The 13,674-nt window shown below is 68.7% G+C and carries 17 protein-coding genes; 7 read left to right on the plus strand and 10 right to left on the minus strand.

The window, feature by feature from the left end; genetic code table 11:
* Positions 1–89: 89 nt before the first annotated feature.
* The gene (locus tag ABZ319_RS12855) at positions 90–776 is read left to right on the plus strand and encodes an NAD(P)H-dependent oxidoreductase (RefSeq protein ID WP_354986545.1); all 687 of its coding nucleotides are present in this window, start codon (positions 90–92) and stop codon (positions 774–776) included.
* Between the two features lie 101 nt (positions 777–877).
* Here the strand turns inward: ABZ319_RS12855 and ABZ319_RS12860 are convergent, their stop codons facing one another.
* Positions 878–1,711 (minus strand): phosphoribosylaminoimidazolesuccinocarboxamide synthase, encoded by an 834-nt coding sequence (locus ABZ319_RS12860; RefSeq protein ID WP_354986546.1) that lies wholly within the window; start codon positions 1,709–1,711, stop codon positions 878–880.
* Positions 1,712–1,879: 168 nt separating this feature from the next.
* Between ABZ319_RS12860 and pepN the strand changes: the two genes are divergently transcribed.
* The 3 genes from pepN to ABZ319_RS12875 all read left to right on the plus strand — a co-directional run bounded on the left by pepN (position 1,880) and on the right by ABZ319_RS12875 (position 5,907).
* A complete protein-coding gene (gene pepN / locus ABZ319_RS12865) occupies positions 1,880–4,471 on the plus strand; it encodes an aminopeptidase N (protein ID WP_354986547.1) in 2,592 nt (863 codons plus the stop codon).
* Positions 4,472–4,717: 246 nt separating this feature from the next.
* Positions 4,718–5,320, plus strand: coding sequence for an ATP-dependent Clp protease proteolytic subunit (locus tag ABZ319_RS12870; protein ID WP_354986548.1), 603 nt, complete (start codon positions 4,718–4,720; stop codon positions 5,318–5,320).
* On the plus strand, positions 5,317–5,907 hold the full coding sequence (locus ABZ319_RS12875) for an ATP-dependent Clp protease proteolytic subunit (protein ID WP_354986549.1): 591 nt from the start codon (positions 5,317–5,319) through the stop codon (positions 5,905–5,907). Before ABZ319_RS12870 ends, ABZ319_RS12875 begins: the two co-directional genes overlap by 4 nt.
* 31 nt (positions 5,908–5,938) lie before the next feature.
* Here ABZ319_RS12875 and ABZ319_RS12880 read toward each other — a convergent pair whose 3' ends face one another.
* The 5 genes from ABZ319_RS12880 to ABZ319_RS12900 form a co-directional block, all read right to left on the minus strand.
* Positions 5,939–6,271, minus strand: coding sequence for a helix-turn-helix transcriptional regulator (locus ABZ319_RS12880; RefSeq protein ID WP_354986550.1), 333 nt, complete (start codon positions 6,269–6,271; stop codon positions 5,939–5,941).
* 220 nt (positions 6,272–6,491) lie between these two features.
* Positions 6,492–6,956, minus strand: a complete 465-nt coding sequence (locus ABZ319_RS12885; RefSeq protein WP_354986551.1) for a DUF5130 family protein — start codon at positions 6,954–6,956, stop codon at positions 6,492–6,494.
* Positions 6,943–7,224, minus strand: coding sequence for a hypothetical protein (locus ABZ319_RS12890; protein ID WP_354986552.1), 282 nt, complete (start codon positions 7,222–7,224; stop codon positions 6,943–6,945). The genes ABZ319_RS12885 and ABZ319_RS12890 overlap by 14 nt, the downstream gene beginning before the upstream one ends.
* Positions 7,225–7,301: 77 nt before the next feature.
* A complete protein-coding gene (locus ABZ319_RS12895) occupies positions 7,302–8,921 on the minus strand; it encodes a glycoside hydrolase family 13 protein (RefSeq protein ID WP_354986553.1) in 1,620 nt (539 codons plus the stop codon).
* A gap of 132 nt (positions 8,922–9,053) precedes the next feature.
* On the minus strand, positions 9,054–9,464 hold the full coding sequence (locus tag ABZ319_RS12900) for a globin (protein ID WP_354986554.1): 411 nt from the start codon (positions 9,462–9,464) through the stop codon (positions 9,054–9,056).
* Between the two features lie 260 nt (positions 9,465–9,724).
* On the opposite strand from ABZ319_RS12900, the gene ABZ319_RS12905 reads away from it, so the two are divergent.
* Positions 9,725–10,411 carry an HNH endonuclease gene (locus tag ABZ319_RS12905; protein ID WP_354986555.1) on the plus strand — a complete coding sequence of 229 codons (687 nt, stop codon included), beginning with the start codon at positions 9,725–9,727 and terminating at the stop codon, positions 10,409–10,411.
* On the opposite strand, the gene ABZ319_RS12910 is transcribed toward ABZ319_RS12905, so the two are convergent.
* The gene (locus tag ABZ319_RS12910) at positions 10,412–10,993 is read right to left on the minus strand and encodes an XRE family transcriptional regulator (RefSeq protein WP_354986556.1); all 582 of its coding nucleotides are present in this window, start codon (positions 10,991–10,993) and stop codon (positions 10,412–10,414) included.
* A 75-nt stretch (positions 10,994–11,068) separates the two neighbouring features.
* Between ABZ319_RS12910 and ABZ319_RS12915 the strand changes: the two genes are divergently transcribed.
* Both ABZ319_RS12915 and ABZ319_RS12920 read left to right on the plus strand, forming a co-directional pair.
* Positions 11,069–11,770: an AzlC family ABC transporter permease gene (locus ABZ319_RS12915; RefSeq protein ID WP_354986557.1), complete on the plus strand. Its 702-nt coding sequence runs from the start codon at positions 11,069–11,071 to the stop codon at positions 11,768–11,770.
* Between the two features lie 40 nt (positions 11,771–11,810).
* Positions 11,811–12,128 carry an AzlD domain-containing protein gene (locus tag ABZ319_RS12920; RefSeq protein WP_354986558.1) on the plus strand — a complete coding sequence of 106 codons (318 nt, stop codon included), beginning with the start codon at positions 11,811–11,813 and terminating at the stop codon, positions 12,126–12,128.
* A gap of 50 nt (positions 12,129–12,178) precedes the next feature.
* Here the strand turns inward: ABZ319_RS12920 and ABZ319_RS12925 are convergent, their stop codons facing one another.
* The 3 genes from ABZ319_RS12925 to ABZ319_RS12935 all read right to left on the minus strand — a co-directional run bounded on the left by ABZ319_RS12925 (position 12,179) and on the right by ABZ319_RS12935 (position 13,658).
* Complete coding sequence (locus tag ABZ319_RS12925) at positions 12,179–12,385, minus strand: hypothetical protein (RefSeq protein ID WP_354986559.1); 207 nt, start codon at positions 12,383–12,385, stop codon at positions 12,179–12,181.
* A 148-nt stretch (positions 12,386–12,533) separates the two neighbouring features.
* The gene (locus ABZ319_RS12930) at positions 12,534–13,211 is read right to left on the minus strand and encodes a hypothetical protein (RefSeq protein WP_354986560.1); all 678 of its coding nucleotides are present in this window, start codon (positions 13,209–13,211) and stop codon (positions 12,534–12,536) included.
* 15 nt (positions 13,212–13,226) lie between these two features.
* Positions 13,227–13,658 (minus strand): thioesterase family protein, encoded by a 432-nt coding sequence (locus ABZ319_RS12935; protein ID WP_354986601.1) that lies wholly within the window; start codon positions 13,656–13,658, stop codon positions 13,227–13,229.
* Positions 13,659–13,674: the final 16 nt, after the last annotated feature.

Raw genomic sequence — 13,674 nt, forward strand, 5'->3', positions numbered from 1 at the left:
GTACTGAATACGTCACAGCAGCACATCGCCGGCGAACATCGCAGTCGCGGCGAACATCCACGAGATCGCAGAGCCCCGAGGAGTCCATCGTGTCGAACAACGACGCCCCGAATGCCCGCCGCACCGCCCTCGTCGTGGTGTCCCATCATCGCCCGGATTCCCTGACCGCGCACATCGGCAATCGCACTGTGCGCCAACTGGAATCGGAAGGCTACGCGGTCGACCTGCTCGACCTGAACGCCGAGGGCTACGACCCGCGCATGACCGTGGCCGACCAGCCCGACTGGGGCGATCGCGACAAGGTCTACTCCGCGGACACCGAGGCGCAGATGCGCCGTATCCTGGCCGCCGACATCGTCGTCGTCGCCTTCCCCGTCTACTGGATGGGCCCGCCCGCCCTGCTCAAGGGCTGGATCGACCGGGTCTGGAACTACGGCTTCGCCTACGGCCGCAGCAAACCCCGTCTGGCGGGCAAGCGCATCCTGTGGCTCGCCCTGGCCGGGGCGACCGCCGACGACGATATCGTCCCCGCGATGACCGAGGCTCTGGACGCCCAGCTCAGCGCCGGAATCGCCTACTACTGCGGCTTTTCCGACTCCCGGGTGGGCCTGCTCCCCGACGCCGAGGAGCGTCCCCAGCGCCTGGACGCCGAGGGCAACCTGTCGATCGGCGACGCGATCGCGGGTGACGCCAAGGCCGCCCACTTCCTCGAATTCGAGGCCAAGGCGGCAGGATTCGTCGAGGAGTTCCTGGCTTCGGACCGCGTCCCGGCCTGATCTACGGCCGAAACGGTGTGCGGCCCAGCGGTATCCATTCGCGTCTGATCGTCGATGCGAGGGCGGGGACCGGGCTCAACCCGGGCGGGCGCGCGCCCGGATCAGTTCGCGGGCTCCCAGGCGTTGCCGGTGATCAGTTCGTAGGCCTGGGCGTACTTCCGGCGGGTGACCTCGACGACGTCGGCCGGAATCTCCGGGCCGGGGTATTCCTTGTTCCATCCGGTGGAGGTCGACCAGTCGCGCACGAACTGCTTGTCGAAGGACGCCTGGGGGCGGCCGGGCTCGTAGTCGTCGGCGGGCCAGAACCGCGAGGAGTCCGAGGTGAGGACCTCGTCGCCGAGGGTGAGAACGTCACCGTCCCAACCGAGTTCGATCTTCGTGTCGGCGATGATCACCCCCCGCGCGGCGGCGTGGTCCGCGCCGCGCGAGTAGATGTCGAGGGTGAGGTCGCGCAGCCGCTCGGCGAGCTCCCGGCCCTCCTGGTTCACCACGTCGGCGAAGGAGATGGGTTCGTCGTGCCCGACGTCCGCCTTGGTCGACGGGGTGAAGATCGGCTCGGGCAGCTTGTCGCCGTCGCGCAGGCCGGGCGGCAGCGCGATGCCCGAGACCGTGCCGGTCCGGTTGTACTCGGCCAGGCCGCCGCCGGTCAGGTAACCGCGCGCGACGCATTCGACCTTCAGCATCTTCAGCGGCTTAACCCGCACCCCGCGCCCGGCGAACTCCGCGGGCACGTCGGTGGTGGAGAGAATGTGGTTGGGCACGTCGGCGAAGAAGTCGAACCACCAGTTCGACAGCTGGGTGAGCATCGCGCCCTTGCCCGGGATCGGGGTGGGCAGCACCACGTCGTACACCGACACCCGATCGGAGGCGACCAGGATCAGCGAATCGCCGTCCTCGTACAGATCGCGCACCTTACCGGCGTGGATGTGCTTCAACGGTCCTCCTCGTAGACGTGCTGCCGCCACACACCCTACCGAGGGCGAAAACCCGAGCGTGTGGCCGCCACCGGATCGGCGCGCATGGCATTGTTGGCAAGGCCGCGATGCGCACCGGCCCCGCGCGGCCGATCGCACCGCACAGCTTCCGAGAGCGAAGGAGCCCCCTTGTCCGCACCGAACCTCACCCGCGAACAGGCGATCGAACGCGCCGCGACGGTCCAGGTGGAGAACTACCGCGTCGAACTGGATCTGACCGGGCAGCCGACCAGCGCCGAGGCCGCGACCAGCGATCTGTTCTTCTCGCGCTCGACGGTGACGTTCACCGCCACCCCGGGCGCGCAGACCTTCATCGATTTCGTGGGCGCGGGCATTCGCTCGGCGGTACTCAACGGCGTCGCGCTCGACGTCTCCGGCTACGACGAGTCGGCCGGTCTCACCCTGACCGGCCTGGCCGAGCGCAACGAACTCGTCATCGAGGCCGACTGCGAGTACTCCCACACCGGCGAGGGCCTGCACCGGTTCGTCGACCCGACCGACAACCGGGTCTACCTGTACTCGCAGTTCGAAACCGCCGATGCCAAGCGGATGTTCGCCTGCTTCGACCAGCCGGATCTCAAAGCCACCTACGACGTGATCGCCACCGCCCCGGCGGACTGGGAGGTCATCTCCAACGGCGCGGCCGCCGGCACCCGCACCATCGGCGCGGTCGTCGAGCACACCTTCGCGACCACCCCGCGCATGAGCACCTACCTGGTCGCGCTCATCGCCGGGCCGTACGCCAAGTGGACCGACAGCTTCAGCGACGGGCACGGCGAGATCCCGCTGGGCATCTACTGCCGCGCCTCGCTGGCCGAATTCATGGACCACGAACGGCTTTTCACCGAAACCAAACAGGGTTTCGGCTTCTATCACGAGAATTTCGGCGTGCCGTACGCGTTCGGCAAGTACGACCAGCTGTTCGTGCCGGAGTTCAACGCGGGCGCCATGGAGAACGCGGGCGCGGTCACGTTCCTCGAAGACTATGTGTTCCGCTCCAAGGTGACCCGCGCCTCCTACGAGCGCCGCTGCGAGACCGTGCTGCACGAAATGGCGCACATGTGGTTCGGCGATCTCGTCACCATGAAGTGGTGGGACGACCTGTGGTTGAACGAATCGTTCGCGACCTTCGCCTCGGTGCTGTGCCAGGTCAGCGCGACCGAATACACCAATGCCTGGACCACTTTCGCGAATGTGGAGAAGTCCTGGGCGTACCGGCAGGATCAGCTGCCCTCGACCCACCCCATCGCCGCCGACATCCCGGACCTGCACGCGGTCGAGGTGAATTTCGACGGAATCACCTATGCCAAGGGCGCTTCGGTGCTCAAGCAGCTGGTGGCGTACGTCGGGCAGGAGCCGTTCCTGGCGGGTCTGCGCGACTACTTCACCGAACACGCTTACGGCAACGCCACTTTCGACGACCTGGTGGGTGCGCTGGAGAAGGCGTCGGGCCGCGACCTGTCCGACTGGGGCGCGCAGTGGCTCAAGACCACGGGCCTGAACATCCTGCGCCCCGAGTTCACCGTGGACGCGGACGGCAACTACGACTCGTTCACCGTCGTGCAGGACGGTGCGCAGCCGGGCGCGGGCGAGCGCCGCACGCATCGCCTGGCCATCGGCGTCTACGACGATGTCGACGGAAAGCTGGTGCGCACCAAGCGTGTCGAGCTCGACATCGATCCGGCCGAGCGCACCGGCGTCGCCGATCTGATCGGGGTTGCCCGGGGCAAGCTGGTGCTGGTCAACGACGACGATCTCACCTACTGCTCGGTCCGCCTGGATCCGGCCTCGCTCGAGACCGTCGTCGACCGCATCGCCGATATCGCCGAACCGCTGCCCCGCACGCTGTGCTGGTCGGCGGCCTGGGAGATGACCCGCCAGGCCGAGATGAAGGCCCGCGATTTCGTGGCGCTGGTGCAGAGCGGCGTCGGCGCCGAGACCGAAATCGGTGTGGTGCAGCGGCTGCTGATGCAGGCGCACACCGCGCTGTCGTCCTACGCCGATCCGAATTGGGCCGTCGACACGGGCTGGCCGGAGTTCGCCGATCGGTTGCTGCAACTGGCCCGGGCCGCCGCGCCCGGCTCGGACGAACAGCTGGCGTTCGTCAACGCCCTGACCGGCGCGCACCTGTCGGTGCGGCACATCGAGGCGCTGCGCCAGGTGCTGGAGTCCGATCCCGAGACCGCCGGACTGCCCGGCCTCACGGTGGACACCGATCTGCGCTGGCGGCTCATCCAGGCCCTGGCCGCGGCCGGCGACCTCGATGCCGACGGCACCCAATCCCCGGTCATCGACGCCGAACTGGAGCGCGACCCCACCGCCGCGGGCCGCCGCCAGGCCGCCGCGGCCGCCACCGCCCGGCCGCAGATCCCGGTCAAGGCGCAGGCGTGGGCCACGGTCATGGACGACGACTCGGTGCCGAACATCACCGCCCGCGCGATCGTCACCGGCTTCGCGCCGGTGGGTCAGGGGCACCTGCTGACCCCGTACGTGGAGCGGTATTTCGCCGAGATCCCCGCGGTGTGGGAGCGCCGCTCCAGCGAGGTGGCCCAGACCGTGGTGGTCGGGCTCTACCCGCACTGGGCGATCAGCGAGGAGGCGGTCGCCATCGCGGACAAGTTCCTGTCCGGCGATCACCCGTCCTCGCTGCGCCGCCTGGTCGTGGAGGGCAAGGCGGGAATCGAACGCTCGCTGCGCGCCCGCGCGTTCGACCGGCAGTAGGAACACATCGGCGGTGGAACATCGCCCCCCGCAGCCCCTTTCGCAGTCGCGAAAGGGGCTGCGGTCGTTCCGGTGTGCTCGGGATCCACCCCGGGCACGAGCGAGTCGATGTCTCCCGGCCGCGGCAGTGCACCGAGACCACGCGCGGGGCCCGTGAGCTGGGCACGAGCCGCACGCTGCCGTGGGCGGATCTGCTGTGGGCAGCGTGGGGCGCGAAACCCGGTGCGGGGCGGGCACGGTGGGGTCATGGCACACGAGGAGAAGACGCCGAGCTTCAACTGGCGCACACGCGAACAACTCTTCGGGCGGCGAATCCTGGTGCTGGACGGCCCGCTCGACGACGACAACGGGGCGCTGCTCATGACGCAGCTGCTCACCCTGGCCGCGGAGGATCCGGACACCGGCATCTCCCTGTGGATCCACTCACCGGGCGGTTCGGTGCCCGCCATGCTCGCCATTCGCGACGTCATGCGACTGGTGCCCTGCGAGGTCTCCACGCTCGCGCTCGGATTGGCGTGCAGCGCCGGGCAATTCCTGCTGTCCTCGGGCACCCCGGGCAAACGCTTCGCCCTGCCGCACGCCCGCGTCCTCATGCATCAGGGCTCGGCGGGCATCGGCGGCAGCGCGGTCGAGGTGCAGGTGCAGGCCGACGACCTGCGTCACACCGTGCAAACCGTGCTCGGGCTGATCTCGGCGGACACCGGGCAGCCGTACGAGCAGATCTACGAGGACTCCCTGCACGATCGGTGGTTCACCGCGCCGCAGGCCAAGGAGTACGGCTTCATCGACGCCATCGTCGACTCGTTCTGGCAGGTCGTTCCGCAGCGGCACAAGGTGGGAATCGCATGAGCAGCTACACCATTCCCAATGTCATCGCCCAGCATCCGCGCGGCGAGCGCATCATGGACGTCTACTCGCACCTGCTGGTCGAGCGCATCGTCTACCTCGGCACCCCCATCGATTCCGGGGTCGCGAACGCGCTCATCGCCCAGCTGCTGCACCTGGACGCCGAGAGCCCAGGGCACGAGATCAACCTCTACATCAACTGCGAGGGCGGCGACCTGTCGGCCATGCTCGCGGTCTACGACACCATGCAGCACATCTCCTCGCCGGTGGTGACCACCTGCGTGGGCCAGGCCATCGCGGTCGGCGCGGTGCTGCTGGCCGGCGGGGCGCCCGGCCGCCGCATGATGCTCCCGCACGCCCGAATCGTGCTGCACCAGCCCGCGACCCAGGGCCGCGGCACGATCCCCGACCTGATCCTGCAGGCCGAGGAGGTGGTGCGGATCCGCGCCGAGATCGAGGAGATCCTGTCCGCGCACACCGGTCAAACCCCCGAGACCCTGCGCCGCGACACCGACCGCGACCGCGTCTTCACCGCACAGGCGGCCATGGACTACGGCCTGGTCGACCAGGTGCTCGGCCCGCGGAACTGAGGCCCGGAACCGACTGCCACCGATCTCCGGGTCAGGCCGCCATCAGCACCGGCCCGGAGATCGGCAGCCGAGTCCGCTGCCGCCGCAACAGATCCGCCGCGACCTCCGACGTGAGGTGCCCCAGCGTGGTCCCCAGCGCCCCCGCCAGCGCCGCGATCATCTCACTGGAGGGCTCTTTCCGCCCCCGCTCCACCTCGGACAGATACTGCGGCGAGATCCCCGCCCGCCCCGCCGTCTCGGTGAGCTTCTCCCCCTGATCGAGCCGCAACGCGCGCAACCTCTCCCCCAGCACTTCCCGCCACAGCGGTTCCCGCTCCGCGGCCCCCTGCCGCTCGGCCCCCGGGGCCGGCCGCAACGACCGCACCCCGCCCCTCCCCGCTCCACGCGCGGACTGCGGCGCACGGTCGGCATCCTGACGCCCACCGGGAATGGAATGAAGACGCGGCAACTCGGACATCCCCCGAGCCTAAATCCCCCACCCTCACCCCAGTCCCCGTTCTGCTCACAGCAGATAAGTGGCCCTATACGACTCAGCGCACGGCTTCGAGGCCGTGCGCTGAAGATGCGGGGGATGCGGTCTCTTACTACCGCCCGATGTGGGCGGCCATGTTGCGGACCGCGGCCACGAGGCCGTCGATCAGCTCGCCCTGGCGGAAGGGGCTCAGTGCGGCGGTGGCGCCCAGCTGGCAGACCCGGTCGTTCGCGCGGTCGGCGACGTCGGCGCCGGAGCGGATCTCGACGGAGTTGGTGTTCGGATCCACGGCGATCAGCACCGAACGGGCGGCTTCGGGCGTGCCCGGGAAGATCGCGTCGGCGCCCGCGGCGGAATCCGCGCCGAGGTCGCCGATGTAGATGTTGAAGCGCACCTTGGTGGACCGGGTGGCATCGGTGAGCGCGTTGTCGATCAGCAGCCGATCGTGATCGGTGAAGGGAACCTCGCTGAACACGTCGCCGGCCTCGTGCACGGCGGACACCCGGCCGCTGGCGGTCAGCGCCGAGCCGTGCGGTAGGTCGGCCTCGTTCACCGCGGGCCAATTAGAACTTGCCACTTGCCCGGCCTCCGATCAGGTCCGCATGCGCGGATTCGATAGCCGCATGGTTGCCATGCGACGACTCAGCATTGTCGTGATGACCGGAACCGGTCACTTCATCGGTCGCGCTCCACAGCACCGGCGGCTGGGTCCACTTCGCGCCGAGCACGAAGGGGTCCGGCTTCTTACCGGGCAGCGGCTTACCGAGGAACGACAATCCGGCGATCACCAGATAGATCGCAAGCGGGATGCCGACGTAGATCAGCACTGTCTGGAGAATGCTCACAGCCCAACGGTAATGGATGCTCGGATCGACATCACCGACCGGTGAGCATGCACACGCACGTGTCGCCGGAATTCCGCTCACACAAGCCAGGCGGTAGAGTTTGCCGGAAGTTTTCTAGATCTTATCGGGGCGCTGGTCAGCAGCACCTCGCCCGCGGGCAGCAGAATCGGCGATTCAGTGGCATTGAGCACACACAGCAGGCCGCCGTCCCGCCGGAATGCCAGGCAGCCCGGCGGGCTCGCATACCACTCCAGTCCGGACCCGCCGAATTCCGGCCGCGCGCCGCGCAATTCGATGGCCATCCGATAGAGCGACAACATCGAATCCAGCCGTTCGAGCTGTTTCTCCACGGTGAGCGCGGACCATAGGCCGGGCATCGGCAGCCAGGGATCGGCGGTGGAGAATCCGAAGGGCGGGCGCTGCCCCTCCCACGGCAGCGGCACCCGGCAGCCGTCCCGCCCGCGCAGGGTGTGCCCGGAACGCTCCCAGGTGGGATCCTGCAGCGCCGACTCGGGCAGATCATCGACATTGGGCAGGCCCAATTCGGCTCCGTTGTAAACGAATACCGCGCCGGGCAATGCGAGTTCGAGCAGGATCATCGCGCGAGCGCGGGCCTGACCGGCCGCACCACCGCCGTAGCGGGTGACCTCGCGCTCGATATCGTGATTGGACAGGGTCCAGGTCGGACTCGCGCCAACCGCCTCCACGGCGCACAGCGAATTGTCGATGGCCGCGCGAATTCGGTCCGGGTGAAATGGTGTTTCGGCGAGACGGAAGTTGAATGCCAGATGTAGCTCGTCGGGTCGGACGTACTCACCGAAGCGCACATTGTCGTCGACCCAGACTTCGCCGATGGCGACCGTGTCCGGATACTGGTCCATGATCGTGCGTAATCGCCGGTGAATGGCGTGCACGCCGGGATCGTTGAAACGCGGATCGCCGTCGTCGTGCACCACCAGGGTGTCGCCGTCGAACTGCCCTTCCGGGTGCGCCATATCGGGCAGGCCGGCGGGTTTGGCCATACCGTGCGCGACATCGATCCGGAATCCGTCGACCCCGCGGGCCAGCCAGAATCTGATGGTGTCCTCGAAATCGGCTGCCACCTCCGGGTTTTCCCAATTCAGATCGGGCTGCTCGGGCGCGAAGATGTGCAGGTACCACTGCCCGGGCAGGCCGTCGGACTCGATCACGCGGGTCCAGGCCGGGCCGCCGAAGATACTCGGCCAATTATTGGGCGGCTCCGAGCCTTTCGGACCGCGGCCGTCCCGGAAGATGTAGCGGGCGCGCTCCGGGCTGCCGGGCGGCGCGTGCAGGGCCTGCTGGAACCAGAGATGCTGATCGCTGGTGTGATTGGGGACCAGATCCATGGTGACCCGCAGACCGCGGTCGTGCGCCTCGGCGAGCACCGCGTCCATCGCGGCGAGCCCGCCGAAGAGCGGGTCGATATCGCGCGGGTCGGCGACGTCGTATCCGCCATCGGCCATGGGCGAGAGCATGACCGGGCAGATCCAGAGCGCGTCGACCCCGAGCAGTTCGAGATATCCCAGCTTCTCGCGTAACCCGCCCAGGTCACCTACGCCGTCGCCATTCGAATCGGCGAACGAGCGCGGATACACCTGATAGAACACCGCCGATCTCCACCACGGCGCCGCCGGCGCGGATAGGTCGGCGGGCAGGGCGGCGGAGTTCTCGTTCACAGCCGCAATGGTGCCAAAGCCCAGCGCCGTTGGAGGCGCGTCGGCGACACTTGTCCAGATTCAGCAAATGATGAGCGGACAACGCGCCCTACAGGAAACACTGTGGGAGCGTGGTACTTCTGCGAAATGAATTCAGATAGGCGAGTTCATGAGCGAATTGGCGGCCATCTCGAAGTAGTCGAGCAGCTGCTTACGATGCGGTGCGTCCAGCAGTTCGGGTTCGATCTCGGCGACCGCGATGTGCATGGCGCGCAGCCACGCGTCGCGCTCGAGCGGACCGACCTTGAACGGATGGTGGCGCATGCGCAGGCGCGGATGTCCGCGCTCCTCGCCGTAGGTGCGCGGGCCACCCCAGTACTGCTCGAGGAACATGCGCAGGCGGCGCTCGGCGGGACCGAGATCCTCCTCCGGATACAACGGGCGCAGCAGTTCGTCCTGGGCGACTTCCCGGTAGAAGACCGAGACCAGCCGATCGAAGGTCTCCGCGCCGCCCACGGCCTCATAGAACGATGTCGCTGTCTGCTCGCCAGTCACGGCATCCATTGTGCAGTGTCCACTTCGGCCCCGCGCCGGGGCGGCCGCCCGCGGGCCGCTCGCACCCCGCGCACCGCCCGCGCAAACCGCCCGGACGGGCCGCTTCCGCGCCGGTGAAGGGCCCATTCCGGATTGTCACGGGCCGTTCATCCGTTTGTGCCCGACAATGTGCGAAATCACCGTGCAATCTGCGGGATTCCATGGTCAACTGGGTGGCAGTCTGCCGAGATACCACACCATCGGACGAATACGAACTCGGGGTATGCCCAATGAAGCAGCGGCACGGCGCCCGGCACGAGGGGCGCACTCATCGACAACTCCAGCCCGCCGACGTCCACAATCGTGGCTCGGGGGCTACTCCGCTGCACATCTTGTCCGACCATTCGTATCCCGGCGCGCATTCCGCGCATCGCCCGCCCGAAACACCGGCCGTCTCGGTCTGGTCCAAGAGCCGCGTCCTGCTGCTCAACGCCACCTACGAGCCGCTCACCGCACTGTCCGCGCGCCGCGCGATCGTCCTGCTGATCTGCGACAAGGCCCAGACCGTGCACGACAATCCCGAAGGCCCGGTCGTGCATTCCGCCGGCACCTCGGTCGCGCTCCCCTCGGTCATTCGACTACGCAACTACGTGCACGTCCCCTATCGCGCCCGGGTGCCGATGACCCGCGCGGCGCTCATGCATCGCGATCGATATCGCTGCGCCTACTGTGGCGCGAAGGCCGAGACCATCGACCACGTCATCCCGCGCAGTCGCGGCGGGCCGCACACCTGGGAGAACTGCGTCGCCTCGTGCGCGCCGTGCAACCACCGCAAGGCGGACAAGCTACTCAGCGAGCTCGGCTGGACGCTGCATCATCAGCTGGTCTCCCCCAAGGGACCGCACTGGCGATTGCTGTCGGCGAGTTCGGAATTGGATCCGACGTGGTTGCAGTATCTCGGCGAGGGCGCGGCCTGATCAGCTGTATTCGCTGATCAGCAGCGCCCAGGTACCGGGTTCCAGCGCCTCGAAGACGTGCGGGCGGTCGCCCGGGTAGCAGATGTAATCCCCGGGACCCAGTTCCACGGGGGCCTCGGCTGGTCCGACCATGGCCCGGCCCGCGCCCAGCACCATGTGCTCGACCACGCCGTGTGAATGCGGGTCCGACTCGCGGGGGTGCCCGGGTTCGGCGGTGACCCGGTACATGTCGCGGCGCGCGTTCGGCGGTGACGCCGCCAGCAGCGTGGTCCGATACTCTGCCTGGGACGAGGCCAGGATCGCGCCCTCGCCCGCCCGGATCACCTGAACCTGCGGGCTCGGCGGATCCAGCAGTCGGGAGAACTGGATGTCCAGCGCGACGCACAGCGCCCACAGGGTTTCGATGCTCGGATTTCCCGCGCCCGATTCCAGTTGCGACAGTGTGGATTTCGCTATCCCGGCACGGCGCGCGACCTCGGTCAGCGAGAGCCCGGCGCGGGTGCGCTCGCGGCGCAGCGCGGCCGCGATCGTCTGCTGCGGCGGCTGGGCCGGCCGGGGCGAAGGACTTTCGGACTGCGTCATGACGGATACACACAGTACCCGCCGTGACCGATTCGGCTTTGACTAACCGCGCCCGATGCGTTCAATATAGACGTCATGCGTTCGATATGGCGAACACTGGATCGGGGTGTGCTCACCGGTATCGCGGCGATCTGCCTTGCCGTGGCCATGATCGGCGTCTCCTACGGGGCGAACGCCGTCACCGCCGGGCTGCCCGCCTGGCTGCCCATCCTGCTCAGCGTGGCGGTGGTCGCCGGCGGCTCGGAGTTCGTGTTCATCGGCATCATCACCGCCGGCGGCGGACTCGTCGCCGCGGTGCTGGCGGGCCTGCTGGTCAACGCCAGGCACGTGCCGTACGGACTGTCCGTGCCGGACGTGGTCGGCACCGGCTGGCGACGCCTGATCGGCACCCACGTCATGAACGACGAATCGGTCGCCATGGCGCTGGCCCAGCCCGACCGGCCGCGCCGGCACGCCGCCTACTGGGCCTGCGGGCTGGCGGTGGTGGCGGCCTGGCCACTCGGCGCGGCCATCGGCGCGGCGCTGGGCTCGGTGGTGCCCGACCCCAACGCCTTCGGCCTGGACGCGGTCTTCCCCGCCGTGCTCATCACCCTGGTGCTGCCCGCGCTGCGCGACCCGCTCACCCGCACCGCCGCGCTCGCGGGCGCGGCGGTCGCCGCGATCACCACGCCGTTCGTCGGTGCGGGACTCCCCGTGCTGCTGGCCCTGACCGCGGTGCTGCTGGTTGCGCGCCGGGCCGCGCCGGACGACGCCGAGCAGACGGCCGAACCGGCATGAGGCACTCGTCCGCAGCCACCGCCCGCCACCGGAGGCGGCCGTGACCAAGGCCCTGCTGCTGGGCGCGTTCGCACTCGCGCTGGGCACCTTCGCTTTTCGCTTCGCCGGTCCGGCGCTGCGCAGCCGCGTCAAGGTCTCGCCCCGGATCGTGAAGCTCCTCGAGATCGCCTCGGTCGTCCTGCTGACCGCCCTGGTGGTCACCACCCTCATGCCCGCGCGCGACACCGAGATCGGCCTGGCGCTACCCGCGGGCGTGGTCGTTGCCACCGCCCTGGCATGGCGGCGCGCACCGCTGCTGGTGGTGATTCTGGCCGCCGCGTTCGTCACGGCGGGGCTGCGCTTTCTCGGGGTGCACTGAACCGCGGCTGCCGTGAATCGGCAGCCGCACACAGGTTTTCGCGCCAGGCGTCAGTCGGCGGTGCTGCGGGCGCGCAGCTGGAGGCCGCGATTGCCGACCCAGCCGGCCAGCACGAGCGCGGCAACACCGGGGACCAGCAGCGGCAGGGTATCGGAGGTCACCGCGATGACCACCACGAAGAGCGCGGACAGGGCCACGGCGGCCGCCACGGCCAGGACAACCAGAACAGCCCAGGTCGGGGGCTTGGGGTTTGTCATGGCTAGATTTCAACACGGCCGCGCGCAAAGCGCACCTGTGTTGCGATTTGCTGCCGGTTATGAGGCTTCCCGGCCGGGCGAACACCCGAATTACGGAAAAACGGTGCCCGCCAAGGAAATTCCTGCGTTTCCCGGGCGGGCGCCGCGCTCAATTGGTGAACAGGGACAGGCCCGCACCGCGGCGGCGCGCCACCGAGCCGTAGCGGGCATCCAGGCGCAGCCAGGTCGGCGCGGCCCGGACCCGGACGATCTCGTCCACCGAAATGCGCCGCGAATCAACCTTCTCACCGCCGTGCGGAATGAAATCCATTGCGGTGAGCGCGAATACGACCCGCATGGGCACACCGACCTCCTGGCCGGCGCCGGAGACCGTCAGCACCGTCTGGTCCAGCAGCGAGGCGGGCGGGCCGTGACCGCTGCCGTGCTCCTGGGCCAATTCCGCACCGCGCTCGGCGAGTTCGACGAGCATGCGCGCGGGCACGTCGTCCACGTGCACGAAACCGGACTCGGGCGGCAGCGCGGTGCGCCAGGCCGAATCCATCGCGTAGCCCAGCGCGAAGGGTGCGGCCGAATCCGGGCCGTGCAGGCCGGAGCGCACGACGTCACCGGCGACGGTCACATCGTCCATGCCCAGCGTCGCGACCACGGTGCGGACCGCCAGCGCCTCGAAACCTGTTCCGGCCCACGCCGATACGTACCGATCACCGCGCCGGCGCAGCCGGACCACCGCCGCCGGATCCAGGCGCAGCGCATGGGTCAGGAAGGCCGCGAGATTCTCGCGTTCGGCGGGGTCGGGAACGTGGAGGGTGAGTTCTCCCGAAGTCACTGTCGCGAGGTCGGCTCAGTCGGCCAGCCACAGCGCCAGGTAATCGCGCTCTTCGGGGGTGATCCGGCGTAGTCGCTGGGTGTCGATGTCGAACGCGGCCAGCTGGGTGGAAGCGATCACCGCGGGCGGGGAATCCGGATCGGCGCCCGCGGCGCGCACCTCGTAGCCGACGCGGAAGTCCACCGCCCGCAGCCGCTCGATCCACAGGGACACATCGAGCGGGGAATCCTCGTGCCGAAGCTGCCCCTTGTACTGCACGCGCAGATCGACGAGCACGCACCCGGTCCGCAGCCGAACGGTGGGGCGGTCATCGGTGAACAGCCACGGAATCCGGGCTTCCTCCAGCAGGGTCACCATACGGGCATGGTTGATGTGCTGGAAGGCATCCATATCCGACCAGCGCACCTCGACCTTGGTGTGGAAACGGCGCGGTGCGCCGCTGCGCACAGCCTGCTCGTGGCCG

This window comes from Nocardia sp. NPDC005978, assembly GCF_040614455.1.
Classification (GTDB): Bacteria; Actinomycetota; Actinomycetes; order Mycobacteriales; family Mycobacteriaceae; genus Nocardia.